12 protein-coding genes are annotated in these 13,757 nt (G+C 65.2%); 1 reads left to right on the forward strand and 11 read right to left on the reverse strand.

Features of this window, described 5'->3' with window-relative positions:
- Position 1: 1 nt before the first annotated feature.
- From AC0QSG_RS09960 to AC0QSG_RS09975, 4 genes are read right to left on the reverse strand one after another with little or no spacing between them, the layout of a single operon-like run.
- Positions 2 to 3,016 (reverse strand): Tn3 family transposase, encoded by a 3,015-nt coding sequence (locus AC0QSG_RS09960; RefSeq protein WP_475375263.1) that lies wholly within the window; start codon positions 3,014 to 3,016, stop codon positions 2 to 4.
- The gene (locus AC0QSG_RS09965) at positions 2,998 to 3,669 is read right to left on the reverse strand and encodes a hypothetical protein (protein WP_475375264.1); all 672 of its coding nucleotides are present in this window, start codon (positions 3,667 to 3,669) and stop codon (positions 2,998 to 3,000) included. The genes AC0QSG_RS09960 and AC0QSG_RS09965 overlap by 19 nt, the downstream gene beginning before the upstream one ends.
- 45 nt (positions 3,670 to 3,714) lie before the next feature.
- Entirely contained in the window at positions 3,715 to 4,962 is a 1,248-nt protein-coding gene (locus AC0QSG_RS09970; RefSeq protein ID WP_475375259.1) for an IS256 family transposase, read from the reverse strand.
- 49 nt (positions 4,963 to 5,011) lie between these two features.
- Positions 5,012 to 5,698, reverse strand: coding sequence for a hypothetical protein (locus AC0QSG_RS09975; RefSeq protein WP_475375265.1), 687 nt, complete (start codon positions 5,696 to 5,698; stop codon positions 5,012 to 5,014).
- A 155-nt stretch (positions 5,699 to 5,853) separates the two neighbouring features.
- Here AC0QSG_RS09975 and AC0QSG_RS09980 point away from each other — a divergent pair, with 155 nt between their 5' ends.
- Entirely contained in the window at positions 5,854 to 6,273 is a 420-nt protein-coding gene (locus AC0QSG_RS09980; RefSeq protein ID WP_475375266.1) for a hypothetical protein, read from the forward strand.
- Positions 6,274 to 6,294: 21 nt separating this feature from the next.
- Here AC0QSG_RS09980 and AC0QSG_RS09985 read toward each other — a convergent pair whose 3' ends face one another.
- From AC0QSG_RS09985 to AC0QSG_RS10015, 7 genes are all read right to left on the reverse strand, one after another.
- Positions 6,295 to 7,146 carry a formate/nitrite transporter family protein gene (locus AC0QSG_RS09985; protein WP_475375267.1) on the reverse strand — a complete coding sequence of 284 codons (852 nt, stop codon included), beginning with the start codon at positions 7,144 to 7,146 and terminating at the stop codon, positions 6,295 to 6,297.
- Positions 7,147 to 7,968: 822 nt separating this feature from the next.
- Positions 7,969 to 8,490: a hypothetical protein gene (locus AC0QSG_RS09990; protein WP_019482522.1), complete on the reverse strand. Its 522-nt coding sequence runs from the start codon at positions 8,488 to 8,490 to the stop codon at positions 7,969 to 7,971.
- Positions 8,487 to 8,876, reverse strand: a complete 390-nt coding sequence (locus tag AC0QSG_RS09995) for a hypothetical protein (protein WP_156809013.1) — start codon at positions 8,874 to 8,876, stop codon at positions 8,487 to 8,489. Before AC0QSG_RS09995 ends, AC0QSG_RS09990 begins: the two co-directional genes overlap by 4 nt.
- Before the next feature lie 77 nt (positions 8,877 to 8,953).
- Positions 8,954 to 10,015, reverse strand: coding sequence for a nucleotidyltransferase domain-containing protein (locus tag AC0QSG_RS10000; protein ID WP_019482524.1), 1,062 nt, complete (start codon positions 10,013 to 10,015; stop codon positions 8,954 to 8,956).
- Between the two features lie 121 nt (positions 10,016 to 10,136).
- Positions 10,137 to 11,132, reverse strand: coding sequence for an ImmA/IrrE family metallo-endopeptidase (locus AC0QSG_RS10005; RefSeq protein WP_019482525.1), 996 nt, complete (start codon positions 11,130 to 11,132; stop codon positions 10,137 to 10,139).
- Positions 11,133 to 11,187: 55 nt separating this feature from the next.
- Positions 11,188 to 12,078, reverse strand: coding sequence for a hypothetical protein (locus AC0QSG_RS10010; RefSeq protein WP_019482526.1), 891 nt, complete (start codon positions 12,076 to 12,078; stop codon positions 11,188 to 11,190).
- Positions 12,075 to 13,091 carry a hypothetical protein gene (locus AC0QSG_RS10015; RefSeq protein WP_019482527.1) on the reverse strand — a complete coding sequence of 339 codons (1,017 nt, stop codon included), beginning with the start codon at positions 13,089 to 13,091 and terminating at the stop codon, positions 12,075 to 12,077. The genes AC0QSG_RS10010 and AC0QSG_RS10015 overlap by 4 nt, the downstream gene beginning before the upstream one ends.
- Positions 13,092 to 13,757: the final 666 nt, after the last annotated feature.

A 13,757-nucleotide genomic window follows, 5' to 3' on the forward strand; every position in this document is an offset into this window, starting at 1 on the left:
TTTAGGTCTCCAGGTCCTCATCGGGGTTCCTCAATGGCCGAAGTTCCGTTCCTGTGGCGCCTGCAGTGAAAGAGTAGCGGCCCAGCATATTGATGTGTTCCGAGACCAGCGGCGAGAGCCGTTGCACGTCCTCGTCTGCAACGATGTGGCCGCGGTCGCGGAGCCCGGTGAGTGCGGCTTCCAGGTAGCGGGTGTTCCATAGGATGACGGCGTTCAGGACCAGGCCAAGGGTGCCGAGCTGGTCTTCCTGGCCTTCCCGGTAGGACTGCCGTATCTGGCCCCTCCTGCCGTGGAAGATGAGTCTGGCCAGGGCATGCCGGGATTCCTGCACAGTCAACTGGGTATGGATTTGCCGGCGGTACCCCTCATCGGCATCGATGAAGTCCAACAGATGCTCGGTCTTGGCAATCCTCCCGTACTCCGCCAACGCCTTCCCGAGCAGCGTCGGTGCCCCGCCTCCCTGGGTGACCCGCAGGACTTCCGAGGCACGCACGGTCCCGGCAGTCAGGGACCCGGCAAGGCGGAGCATGTCCGGCCAGTTCGACGTGATGAGATCCAGGTTGATGCGGTTGCGGCCGGCCACCGCGTTCAGCTTCCCATAATCCGCCGTGGCGTCGATGCGCCAGAACCGTTGGTCCGGCAACCCGGCCAGTCGGGGTGAGAACCGATATCCGAGCAGCGTGAAAAGCCCGAAGACCTGGTCCGAGTAGGAGGCCGTGTCAGTGGCGACCATCTCGGGGCGTTGGCCGCCGTCAAGATCGAGCAGCCCATCGAGAATGTGCAGGGAATCGCGGACCGTTCCCGGAACCACGACGGCGCCCAGGCCGGAGACCTGGTCGTTGAGATAGTTCAGCCAGGTCAGGCCGCGGCCCTGGCCGAAGTAGCGCGGATTTGCCCCGGCATTGACGGTGGCCACCGGCACCACGAACCGCATCCCGTCGACGGACGCCAGCAGGCCTGTGCCCCAGCGTTGCGCGAGTCCGAGACCGGACTGGGCCTTGATCAGGCGGGCGTTGGCCGCGCGCAGCGTATCGGCACGCACATAGTTTTGGTCGACGTGGCTCAGGCGTCCACGTGTCAGGGCGGGGTGGCCATCCCTTACCACCGGTGTGAGTCCGACGTTGCAGGCCTCGGCCACCAGGAGGGCTGCGACGGAGACATCGAGCTGGACCATCCTCGCGGAGGCCTCCGAGACGTGGCTGAATTCCGAGAGGAATCCCGTCCAGGAATGTACTTCCAGCAGCACATCGGGCAGGTCCACCCTCGGCAGTATCCCGGAGACCATCCCCCGCAACTGCGTCAGGGACTCCGGGACCTTTTTGGCTTCCAGGGGTGAGAGGTGGACTTTGCCGGCATCATCAATCCGTACCGTTGGATTGTCGGCCAACTGCTCAGCCACCGCACGATATCGGGCATCAAGGCGGTGGCGCACACCAGCCAGATGCTCCGTTGGCTCTTCCGGCAGCTGGAGTGCCCTCAAGGTCTCTTTTTTGGTGGCCTGCCACGCCGGATCGGTCAGCAACCGCGCCCGAGGGTCTCCCCAGCGCCGCCCGCCCACCACGAAGATGTCCCGGCGCCGCAGCGCCTTGTGGACGGCCACCGTCACTGCCACCGTGTAGGCCTTGCGGTCGATTTCCTCCGAAGCCGTGACAAGGCGATGCCAAGTTGGAGAGAGTACGGACAGATCAACCTCGGCAGGGTCTTTCTTGCGGCCGTCCAGAACTTCCGGCAGTGCCGTCAGCGCCGCCAACGTTGGCGTCCCGCCCGCGGTGGCCCCGAAGGGTGCCGCCTCGGCCAATGCTGGCAGGAACGAGCGCACGGTGGCGAACCGGCGCAGCATCTCGGCCGCGGTGTCAGCCTCGGCACCCTCGGGATTCACCACTTCGTTCACCACCTCGAGCGCGGCGCGTAGCTCGGACAAGGAAACCTGATCGGCCAGCACCGAGGCGGCCTCTGCGCCGGAATATTCCGTGTTGTCCAACACCTCGACCAGTGTTTTCGCGGCCTTCGCCAATTGCAGTGAGGCCTTGGACAAACGGGGCAGGGACTTCAACCGGGCGGCAGTGGATTCCCTGGTTGCCTTGCGCAGAACGCGTTCGTTGACAATGGCGTCCAGGGCATCACACAAATCATCGGCAACCTCCGACGTCAATGCGCGCACGGCACAAAGCAGTGTCGCACCCCGGCGCTGTCCCGATAGTCCTCGAAGCGATGAGGCCTTGCCCGCCAACCCGTAGCGGGCAAGGGCGTTCATCCGGCCCTCGGGGATCATCTCCACATCGATGGTCCCGGCACCCAGGGCCCGCAGGCGTGCCAGCCGCTCCAACTGCCGCAGCAATTCCGGCACCGAGACCCTCGAGGGCCCGGTCCGCAGCCGTTCCCACGCGGTCAGCCGTGACCCCTCCCCAACGCGAAGCAGACCTTCCAATTCCAGAATCAATGCGGGGCCGGCCGCGTCCACCAGCATGGAATGGAGGCGGTCATTTGCTCCGGAGCGGACCTCTAAAACCAGTCGTGTCAACGTGGAGACGCCGGGGAGAAGGACCTTGCGCTCACGCAGCCAGAGAGCTGCCCGTTCAAACAAACGCACCGGTCCCTCCGACGAAGTCCAGGCCCGGGCCTCCAGAAACAGCCTCAGCTCTTCGTACCTGGCCGGATCGGAGAAATCCGCATACCCGTACTCGGTGGAGATTTCCGCGGCGTGCTCGTACCCGGTCTGTCCCCGCTGCGCATACAGCTTGAGCACGGAAGCATCGGCAATGCCCAGCTGCCCGGCCAGGGATTCCACCACCGGCCACGGAACAGCCAATGGATCCGTCAAAAAACGTCCGACTACCCGCACCGTGATCAGTTGAACAGCAAATCCCAGGCGGTTGTGCATTCCCCGGCGGCGACCAACCACCGACAAATCGGCATCGTCCAACCAACAGAAACGTTCCAGGTCCTCCGCTGGTACCTCGTCGGGGAATCCGCTGAACCCTGCGACCTGCTCATTACTTAGAAAATCGACCGCCATGTCACCCATTCAACAGGCCGCTGACTCCTTAGCGTGAATTTCCGGGCGATTCTTCCCCAGACCCCGAGTTGGACCTGGACGTCGATGCCGTCGGCGACGGCCTTGCCGGTGGCGCGTTCGTAGAAGGTGTCCGCCATCCTCTGGCCCTGCCCGCGGGGGTCCCCGGCGGCGCGGAGCCGGTCCGCCTCCTTCGTGAGGGCGGCCCGGACGGCGACGCCCTGGGCGACCGGCAGCAGGGCGGTGACGTAGACCATCGTCTCCGGCGCGGGACGGAAGGTGACGCGGCGTTCGCCTTCGGCCTTGCGCGAGCGCTTCACGACCGCGGCCGGGTCGGCCGCGATGGCGATGGCCCTGGCCTTGTTCCGCAGGGCCTTGTCCCCGACGCCTTCGAGCAGGTCCGGGTCCGCGCAGAGTTCTTCGTCGACCGCGGCGCGGTCCTGAACGGACAGGCACGCGGTCTCGCGCACCAGCACCGTGGCCCGCCACTCGCTCAACGCCCCGGTCTCCAACGCGGCCAGGGTGTGGGGCATCTCCGCCACCAGGGCCTTGCCCAGGGCCAGGTGCGCGGCGCCCTGGTGCGGGGATTCCCGCCGGGCCAACCCGATCTGGTGCCCGATCCCGTCCCCGCGCCTGTCCGCCGGGGGGCCTGTCAAGTTTGCTGTGTAAGGGGCCGGTCGGTTATCCGGTCTGCCAGGTGGTCAGATCGGGAGTCTGTTGGGGAATTGGATGGCGAATGCGTTGAGTGCTTGGTGCCATCCGGCGGTGCCGGTTCCGAGTTCTCCGCCCCTGGTCGTTTCGATGTTGCGGATCCCCAGATAGACCAGTTTGATCGCGGCCTCGTCCGAGGGGAACGAACCTCTGGTTTTGGTGATTTTGCGCAGCTGGTAGTTGATCGATTCGATCTGGTTGGTGGTGTAGATGACCTTGCGGATCCCGGGGGTGAACGCCAGGAACGGCGTGAAGTCCTCCCACGCGTTCCGCCACGCCAGCACCGCACCGGGGGCCTTGGTGCCCCAGGCCTCGGCGAAGTGCTCCATGGCCAGCTGGGCTGCCTCCACGGTCGCTGCGGTGTAGATCGGGCGCATGTCCCTGGCCATCGTTTTACGGTCCTTGTAGGAGGCGTATTTCATGGCAGTGCGCAGCAGGTGGACCACGCAGGTCTGGACCACGGTTTCGGGGTAGACGCTGTTGACCGCGGTCGGCAATCCGGTCAGCCCGTCGCAGCACAGGATGAGGATGTCGCGGGTTCCGCGGTTGCGGATTTCGGTCAGGACGTTCGCCCAGAACTTCGCCCCCTCCGAGGCGCCGAGCCAGAGTCCCAGGACCTGCTTGCGGCCCTCCAAATCAACGCCCACGGCCACGTGGCAGGCCTTGTTGACCACGACGCCGCCGTCCCGGATCTTCAGCCAGATGGCGTCGATATAGACGATCGGGTAGACCTCCTCCAAGGGCCGGGACTGCCAGTGGGTGATCTCGTCGGCGATGACGTCGGTGACGCGGGAGATCGTCGCGGCCGAGACGCGCGATCCGTAGATCTCCTCCAGATGGGAACCGATATCGCGGGTGCTCATCCCCCGGGCGTAGAGGGACAGGACCATGTCCTCGACCTTGCCCAGCCGGCGGGCTCCCTTGGGGACGATGACCGGCTCGAAGGAGCTGTTCCGGTCCCGCGGCACGGTGATCTGCAAGGGGCCCTGCAGGGTCTGCACGCTCTTGGTGGTTTTTCCGTTGCGGGAGTTGCCCGTCCCGGCTCCGGCGGGGTCCCCGGACTCGTAGCCGAGGTGGTCGCTGAGCTCGGTCTCCAAAGACCGTTCCAGGACCGCCTTGGTCATCCGGGACAGCAGCTCCTCGACCCCGTGCCGGCCCTCACCGAGGTCCTCGGCGGCGCTCACCAATGCGTCGATCTGATCGGCGCTCAAAACGCCATCCAACGGATTCTCAATCATGGTGTTCTTGGCCAAAACGGCCCGTCCTTTCACAGGGTAAAACCTCAGGTCACACCCCAGTTAGAGACCGGACCCTTACACAGACAATGAAACACCCTCCCGCCGGGATCCCGGCGTCCGCGCGGGCGGAGCGCATCGAGGCGTCCAGCCCCGCGGCCAGGCGGGCCTGCGCCGCGCACACCGCGGACTTCACGACCTCCAACCCCCGGATCAGATCCACCACCGCCGCATCCGAACGATCCGCGGTCCCCCGCCGACGGATCACCGTCCCATCCGACACATACGAACCCCCACCCCGTTCGGCTGGCCGCGACGGAACGGTAGGGCCGCCGGTGCCGGCGGTGCCGGCGGGATCAGCCGGTAACCCGCTGGAGCCTTCGCCGCGATCGGCGCGCGAGGGCCGGCCGGCGGAATCCCCAGCGGCGGACTCCGCCACCAGATCCGCATACCGCATCCCGCCCAGATACTCCGCCACCGCACCCACCGCCGCCAGCTCCGCCGCGAAACCACCCGGCCCGCCGGAGGCGCCGCTCACGCCCTGGGAACCGGCGCTCTGAGCGCCGACGTTCCGCGGATCCACGACGGGCGGCGGAACCTTCGCGGGCCCCGGCGCAATCTCTCGCTCGGCACCCGGATCGGCGCCTGCCTCGCCACCTGACCCGGTACCTGGCCCCGCACCCGGCCCGACGCCCCGCCGGGGGCCCGGCACCGGCGTCGGCTGCTGTTCCTTGGACATGACTCCACGCTACCGACCACCACCGACAAAATGGGAACAAACCTTCGAACGGGGAAAAGATTCCCATACCGGCACCCGTGGAGGACGAGTCACGAAGGCCGAGCCCAACGGTCCGCGCCACTGCCCTTTAGCGCTCACAGGTCTACTCTGGTGCCATGTCGATGACCGCGATCGTGTTCCACCGGCACCATGGACCGACCCGCTATTGTGCACAACTCCTGGCAGACCGGCTGCATTCGCTCGGTCGCCGGGCGCAGCAGACCCCCGTCGCCGAGGCCTCGCCTCACGAGATTGTCCGCGCGCAGGCAATGGTGCTGGTCTCCCCCGTGACGCTGGGACGCCTACACGGCGCCGCCCTCGCCCGGGACGTAGCGATGGCGCGGCCCACCGCCGTCGTTCTGGTGGGGGAAAACGACGTCTCGAAGCACGTGCGCGGGCTTTTCAATGAAGAACAACTGCGCAACATGGCTTTCTTCGCGGTGCCGGGCGACAAACCGGATATGGACAGCGTCGCTCCCGTCGCCGACTGGATCTCGGCGCTGTCTGGCATGGGCGCGGATCCGGACATGCTCTAACGACGCGCCGAGGGCGGACCGCTAGCGCCGCATTCCGGCTCCGGCGACGTCGGCGGTCTCGGCGCCCGCGCTGGTCGGCGCCTTGGTCCGCGCGTGGGTGACGTAGAGCGGCAGCGCCGTGAACAACAGGCCACCGACGAGGTTGCCGAGCACCGTGGGGATCTCGTTCCAGACCAGGTAATCCATGATCGTGAACTCGCCGCCAAGCAGCAACCCCGACGGGAACAGGAACATGTTGACGATCGAGTGTTCGAAGCCCATGAAGAAGAACAGCATGATCGGCATCCACATGACGATCACCTTCCCGGGCACGTCCTTCGCGATCATCGCGCCGGCCACGCCGATGGACACCATCCAGTTGCACAGCATTCCGCGCACGAACAGCGTCAACATCCCGGACGCCCCGTGCTCCGCGTAGCCGAGCGTGCGCCCCTCGCCGATGTGGCCGATGGCAACGCCTACCTCGTTCGGCGGAATGGCAAAGCCATAGGTCACGACAATCGCCATGAGGACCGCCACGGTGAACGCGCCGATGAAGTTCCCGACGAACACCAGGCCCCAGTTGCGGAGGATGCCGCGCACCGTCACGCCGGGCCGCCTGTCCAGCCAGGCCAGCGGCGTCAGGACGAAGACGCCGGTCAGCAGGTCGTAGCCGAGCAGGTACAGCAGGATGAAACCGACCGGGAAGAGGATCGCCCCCGCCAGCGGAATGCCCGTGGTCACACTCACGGTGACGGCGAACGCGGCCGCCAGGGAGAGCAGCGCGCCGGCCATGGACGCGCGCACCACGGTGTCCCTCGTGGACATGAAGATCTTCGACTCGCCGGCGTCGATCATCGCCGTGATCAGATCACTGGGTTTCACATAGGACATGGGCACGCTCCGGGTTAGGGCTTCTTCTTCGGTCCGCATTGGCGGCATGGGGAAGACAGTATTCGTCCGGCGTTTCGGCCACGTGTCCTGGGAGCCCCGGCGCGTTACGTTTGGCGCACGCTTTGGGCCGACGGTGGTGAGAGGCACGCTGGGAGAGTACGACGACGGCGCCGGCCCGCGTCCCGAACGCGGGCCTCGCGGCACCACCGGTCGCCATCCGCCCGTCGACCTACGCCTACGCCAGGGCAAAAAGAAATGGGCTTCCCGGTTCTTGCGAACCGGAAAACCCATTTCTGCGGTGGACCTAGCGGGAGCATTTTCGAAACTTGCCCCTCCCTTGGCTCAGATGGCGGCCAAGCACTTGGCGATCAGACGTAGGACCAGACGTTCAGGCCGCCGGGAATCGCCGTGTGTAAGGCAGCAGGTGATCGTCAGTGAGGATCTCTTGCTCGGGGCGGAGGCGCGCTATAGGGCGGGGGCGACGTTACGAGAGGCCGCCGTTGACTTGGGCGTCAGCCGTCCCGCGCTATCGTCACTGCTTCGCTCACGAGGGGTGCAATTGCGGCGTCGGTCGCCGTTCGAGGCCGAGGTGGACGAGATGAGGTGCCGGTACGCGGCCGGTGAATCGTTGGACCGGATCGGGCACGGGCTAGGATTCTCAGCCGGGACCGTCCGCGCCTGGCTGCTCACCGAGGGCATGGTCATGCGGGACTCGCATGGACGGCAACGGTGATAGGAACGGAGTTGCCGAGGGCTCTTCCTTCATCCTCCGGTCAGCAGCGAATCGGGGCTGACTGCTTCACGCCCCGCAGACTCGGCCGATCATGCGTCGTGGCGTTTGATAGCCGCAATGTAGGCGCGTCGGGCGTCGTCGCTGCGGGAGCGGTCGTAACGTGAGGCGATCGGCACACCCTTGTCTCGCCGCGTGGGACGGCCTCGCCAAACGGCTGACATCGTCTTGCCGGCTTCGGCCCGCGCTGAGGAAACCAGTGCCTGGTACGCGGTGCTGATCTCAGAGTGCGCATGGATGTCCAGTAGCGCGCAGTAGTAGGACAGGCGCGACTGGATGTCACTGATGTGCGTGGTGATGCTCTGGCGTGCGGAAGCTGACCCGTCGCGGCGGATTATGAGGTACGGAGCTTCCAGGTAGTCCTCGACTGCGCGCAGCGCCTCGCTATAGATGACGGCTCGCCGCTCTTTGCGGGCGAGCCCTTGCTGGATGCTGTACCCGATGATGGCGACGATCGTGGCGAGGAGCGCGGCGATGATGGTCGCGATGCCGTCCCAGCTGACGGTTGCTACCGTGAGCACTGATTCGGTGGAGGGCAGCGGTGTCGGGGTCATCGTGTTCTACCTGGGTAGCCGTGGGGTGCCTCTGGTGCGAGCCACTTGCCGCCTCGACGGCCTCCGGTGTGGCGCCAGTAGGTTTCGAAGTAGATGTGGTCACCGGCGAGATCGAGGAGCGCGAGGAGACCGTCGTCTGCTGTCCATCTTCGCTCGGGTGGGTCTGCGGGGTAGAAGAGGCAGAGGCTGTCGTCGGGCATGCGGTGAGGTGAGGCCAATCCGGGGTCGGCAAACACTCGCGGGTAGTCCTGGGGTGCAAGCCCGTAGGTCTCGTAGAACGGGTGCGCTTCGAAGCGAATCTGTAAGGGAACTGGCTGATCGCGTCCAGGGATATCGAGGCCCTCGTGACGGTAGAGGAGGTAGTCGCGGCGCAGTTCGATGGACATGGCTTGGCCGTAGTGTCGTCTTGCGTCGCGTTGGAACGGGAGCGTCCACACAGGGTCGGCCCCGTACCACCGGATGGTCAGGCTCCCCATGAGCGTACGTTTCCACGAACTCGACCAGCGGAGGCGCCGGTGCCCGTCAGGAGGGCGGGCGAGCCGAAGGTCTTGGTGTCCTTGGTCTTCTGCGCGGTGATCCGAAGGGCTTCTTCCTCCATTACCGCGACGGGGTCCGGGGCGGGCATCATCTCAGGATCGTTGAAGAACTTCGCGAGTTCGTTGTGGGCGAGGACGATGTAGCCGTCCTTTTCGTACTCGATGGCACGATCGAGCTTCTCCAGTGCGCGGGTGAGTCGGCGGATGACTTCGGTTCGGGTGGCGTTGAGCTTGATGGGGTTCGTCGCGACGCCAGCGGGATCGGGGGTCTCGCCGCGGGAGAGCTGCTCGATCGCGTGATCGAACCATGCGTGGAGCCCCGGAATTAGGGCTGTCGGGGCAATGATGCAGTCGAGCGCGAGCGCCTTAATGTTCCAGGAGCACATCGGTTTGCTGTTGCTACGGTTCCAGTGCTTGAGTAGTCGCACGACACGGGCGAAGCGGGCCTCGGTGATCTTGTTCGCGGTGTTGACGAGTTCGGTGTGCTTCTCGGGGTGGGAGCGATCCCAGGTATCGAATCGAGGGATGTAGAGGCCCGCGCCGTCAGGGTTGTCGATGGCGACGATCACGTCGGCAGTGAAGTCCGGTTGTCCCGGGGCCACCGGGTCGCGGAATCGCACGAGGATGGAGCGCTTGCGGCCCTTGACCTCGACGGCAAGGTCTCCGTACTCCTCCTTTAGACCGGCACGGATAGCGTCCGCGGCACGCTCCTTGAGGTCCTTCGGTCCGCGCTTGCCCGGCCCGTACTCCTTGTCCGGGTCGGGCACGACGACGCCGAGATCGACGTCGGCGAGTGGCGTGAGTGCGTCGCCGTGGGCGATGCTGCCGTTGACGTAGGTGCGGCTGGCGATGAACTCGTTGCGCAACGCGGCTCCGATCGCAGAACGGCGCTTTCGTGCTTCTTCGAGTTCGGGGTCGGAGACCTCGATCCTGCGGCGAGCATCATTGACGATCTGTTCGAGAGTGATGGTGGGGCTGATGGTTGTCATGGCGTTCTCCTCTCCGGGGGTGTGAGCTGGTGACTCTCCCGGCGTCGAGTCCCACGCGGAGCATTACTTCGATGCTCTACTGAAGACAGACGACGTAATTCGCTTCGGCTGTCGCTGGGGTTCAGGCGCAGTCCTGACACATTCCAGTTTTCTCGTCGAAGAGATGGGATGCCTTCACCAGGTAGCAAGCCGGACAGGTCTGTTCGCGCAGCCGGAAGCCGCAGTTGCACTGTCCGCACTCAGGACATGTAGGCACACCACACTGCTCACAGGGGCGCTCGAACGTGTGGAACTCGTGGCCGCACGCGCCGTGCTCACAGATTCTGTACACGCCTTTGGGACCGCTGTCTCTGCGTGGCAACGACAGCTTGCGCCATGCAGCTCGTTCGGTCACGGAGACGACCACGGTCATGCCGCCCATGTCGGTTGCCTGCGCATAGAGTTTCTGCCCGCGAATGCCGTCCCGGTAGAAGAACTCCGTCTCATCCTCGATGATCCGGCCGGGCGCACGTAATGCTCCCTGCACGATCCTGCCCCGGGATTGGTCGCTGCCGCGGCGCAGCGGGGGAAGTTCACGCGAGGAGGAGAAGACAACGATGCCGTTCTCGTCGAGCAGCGTGACGTGACCAGGGGTTTGGAGTGTCAGGGCCACGCGGACGCAGACAGCTGCCCTGGAGACCTGCGGCGCGGCTTGCCACAGGGACAGCGCGGTCGCCGCTGACGGCCCCCGGTCCGTGATGTGCTGGTGGACAAGCTCTTTCGGCAGCAAGATGGCGGAGGCGAAAGTGTCGCAGGCAGCGTCTTCCAGGTTGAGCCCACCGTCGGCTTGCTGCGTCAGGCGTTCCATGAGGGCGTATACGCTCTGCTGGAGGTGATGGCCGTATTCGTGTAACGCGGTGAAGGCCCGTCGACCGCGGCTGGCTGCTTCTGAGACGGCGAGAACGGGCGGCGTGTGGTTGGCAAGGTACCCACCCGCGACGCTGCATCGGGAGGCGTCAACCTCCTGATCGGGAACGAGACGCACATCGATGTCGTTTCGGGCTGTCAAGGTGCCCACGGCATCGTCGAAGAGCTGCGATCGGAGTCCTGGGTCAGAGGTGTTGGTGTGGTCGAGCATGGCGGTCACCTGGTCGATAACCAGGCTTCTGGATACGCCGGTGGGAGGGCGACGTTCACTGCTCATTAAGTACCGCCGCGAAGAGTGTGTCGAGTCGGAGGTCCCAGTTTATGGCCTTCGCGCCTGTCTGCCGCGCTGCGAGGGCCCAGGTCTGGTATGCGACGTCACGGTAGGCGGTAGGAACATCCACACTGCGCCGTGCAGCGTATGCAAGAACCTGGCGGTGCCGCGCCGGTTGTTCCAGGCAAACAATGAGGTCAGATGGTGGCGTGGGGTTCGCCGCCATGATCGCGTCTACCGACTCACCGAGCAATGGTGCGAAGGTCTCCGCCTCCTCGCGACTGAGGGGCACCTGACCACGCCAGATAGCGAATGCCCTCTGCGGTGTCGCTCCAAGCGCGTCGGCGACATCCTGAACGCTCAGTCCTGCGCGTTGCAGGGTGACGCTGAGTTGCCCTGACCCGCCATCCGACCATTGCGCGGCCGCAAGTTCCTCCATCGTGTCTTCGAGCAAGGCGCGATACACGCGTACCGGGTGTGGGACGGAACTATCCTCAGCGGCCGGAATGGGCTCCGAGGCCAGGGTTGCTGTGGCGTCGGGAGCCAGCTGACCGACGAAACGGTCGAAGACCGCGCTGGGCAGAACCTCTGGGAGGCCGTGCCAGGCGATCAGCGGAACACCGAACGGGTTGGCTTCAGCCGCGATGCGCGTGGTTGTCGAGTCGGTGTAGTCGAGGTCGAACGACAGTGGCAGCACCGTGGTTCGTCGCTCTGTGCCGAGGATGACAACGAGTTGTACCCTATCGCCCCACCGCGCACGCCAGACCTGTCCAGCGGTCAGTCCCGGCGCGGTATCGGTCCACGCCTGGCGAACCGCCTCGGGAACGGTGACCCTGGAAGCGGCTGCTTCAAGTCTTGATTGCGGGCGTGCAGCGTCACGAATCACATCGGCTCCTCTCTCGGAGACCGCGACGCGTGCGGTCCTACCTTGGACAGACGACGTGATTCGGAATTTTCGGCAGCGATCTCCACCATCCGCAGAACGATCTCCTCACAATCATCGTCCCCGACGGTCGCCAATTTGAGCCGTTCGGCGAGGGCCTCGCTCAACGCCTGCGTCACCGCGCGTCCCATACCTGTCGCGGCTCGCCGCGCCTCCAAGCTCTGCCCGAGGATGGGCAGAAGTGCTTGTTCCTCCGCGGTCAGCGTCAACCAAAGCTGTTCAGCTCGTTCTCGTACGCCCAGATCGGCAGTTGGGTCATCGCCCGCGGTCAGCAGGGCGGTCGCGGCAACCGTGAATGGACCGTCGGGAACCTCGATAAAGACTGGCGGCGCGAGTAGTGCGAATCGTCGCTCGATGACTGCGGCGAGGTCCTCATCACGAACGGCGCCGTCCGCGTGATCGATTACTCCGTGCGAGACCGCAGTGAGCGCGACCACTGTGTGCTTCGGCGTTTGCCCAGCGGTGTTCCAGCTCAGGATCTGATAGCCACGCACCCGAGCCGCCGCTTGGTGCAGCTCATCGAGGTCGCCTTGCCACAGGTTCATGGCCCGATGCACAAGCGCCCAAGCCCAAATGCCCTTGAGGTCAGGCGGCCGAACGAAACGATCATCATCAGTGAGAAGAGTGTCCAGCCGGCGTCGAAGCTTGCCGCGTTCAGTTCCCTTGGCTTGATCGATCAGGAAGTTGCGAATGCTCTTCAGGATGAGTCGTTCGAGAGAATTCTGATCGGTTGCTTGCACGTAACACGCGAGGACGAAGACCCGACCACGTGCTGGGTCCTTCGAGAACATGTCCGCAAGCAGGTCATTGACTGCTTCGGGACTCCAGCTTTGGTGTTCGGCTGGAGGCGGGAAGGACGACGCGCGCGTCACCTGAGCACCAAGCTGGCGCAGCAAAGCGACGGTTTCGGTCCCACCCGCATCTGCGCGCCGACCTATCTCATCGAACGCGCTCACGCGGACTCCTACCGACGGACCCAGATCACGTGGTCATCGTCTCACCTCGGCGAGACAGCGGCCGTGCGACACGCAGAGTGAGTAGTCTGGCTCAGGCGATAGGCGGGTGCAGCCGCCAGGCAGAGTCCGCTTCTGGCGCGCCAAGCCATTCCCCGGAGTCGAGCACAGCGGGAGCTCGGTGCGTAGGCGGTCTCTACCTGCTACGCCCCGCCGTCGGATGCGGTGGCATGCCTGGACGGCCTCGGCTGGATAGTCCTTCAAGATTCCTTGTCGCTGGAGACTTGCAGAGGACTGTCGCAATGTTCCGTCTGATCTGGCTCGCCAGCGTACACGCCCGCTAAAGTTGCGGGGCTGTTGCCTGATCCGGAACAACGCTTCGCGATCACCGGTTTCGAATGCGGAGCCTCCGGCACGTCCCGCGTAGGCGGCCGCGCGCCGGTCGAGGTGTTCGAGAGGGGCAGGGCGCCGTAATGTCGCCGTCGGGCTCCACACATCGCCTGGCCGCAGACCTCAAGAGGTCGGGGAGCCGGAGCCGGCCCGGGCCGCTGAGGCGTGTCAAGGGGCCGGCAGAAATTGCCCGATAGCGCATTCCGCGTCGGTTGCAGTTTGCACTGATGGTCGACGACCGTCAGCAAAGGGGGCCATACAAGGGGCTCCCCATCATTC

This window comes from Arthrobacter sp. LT660 (assembly GCF_056172845.1).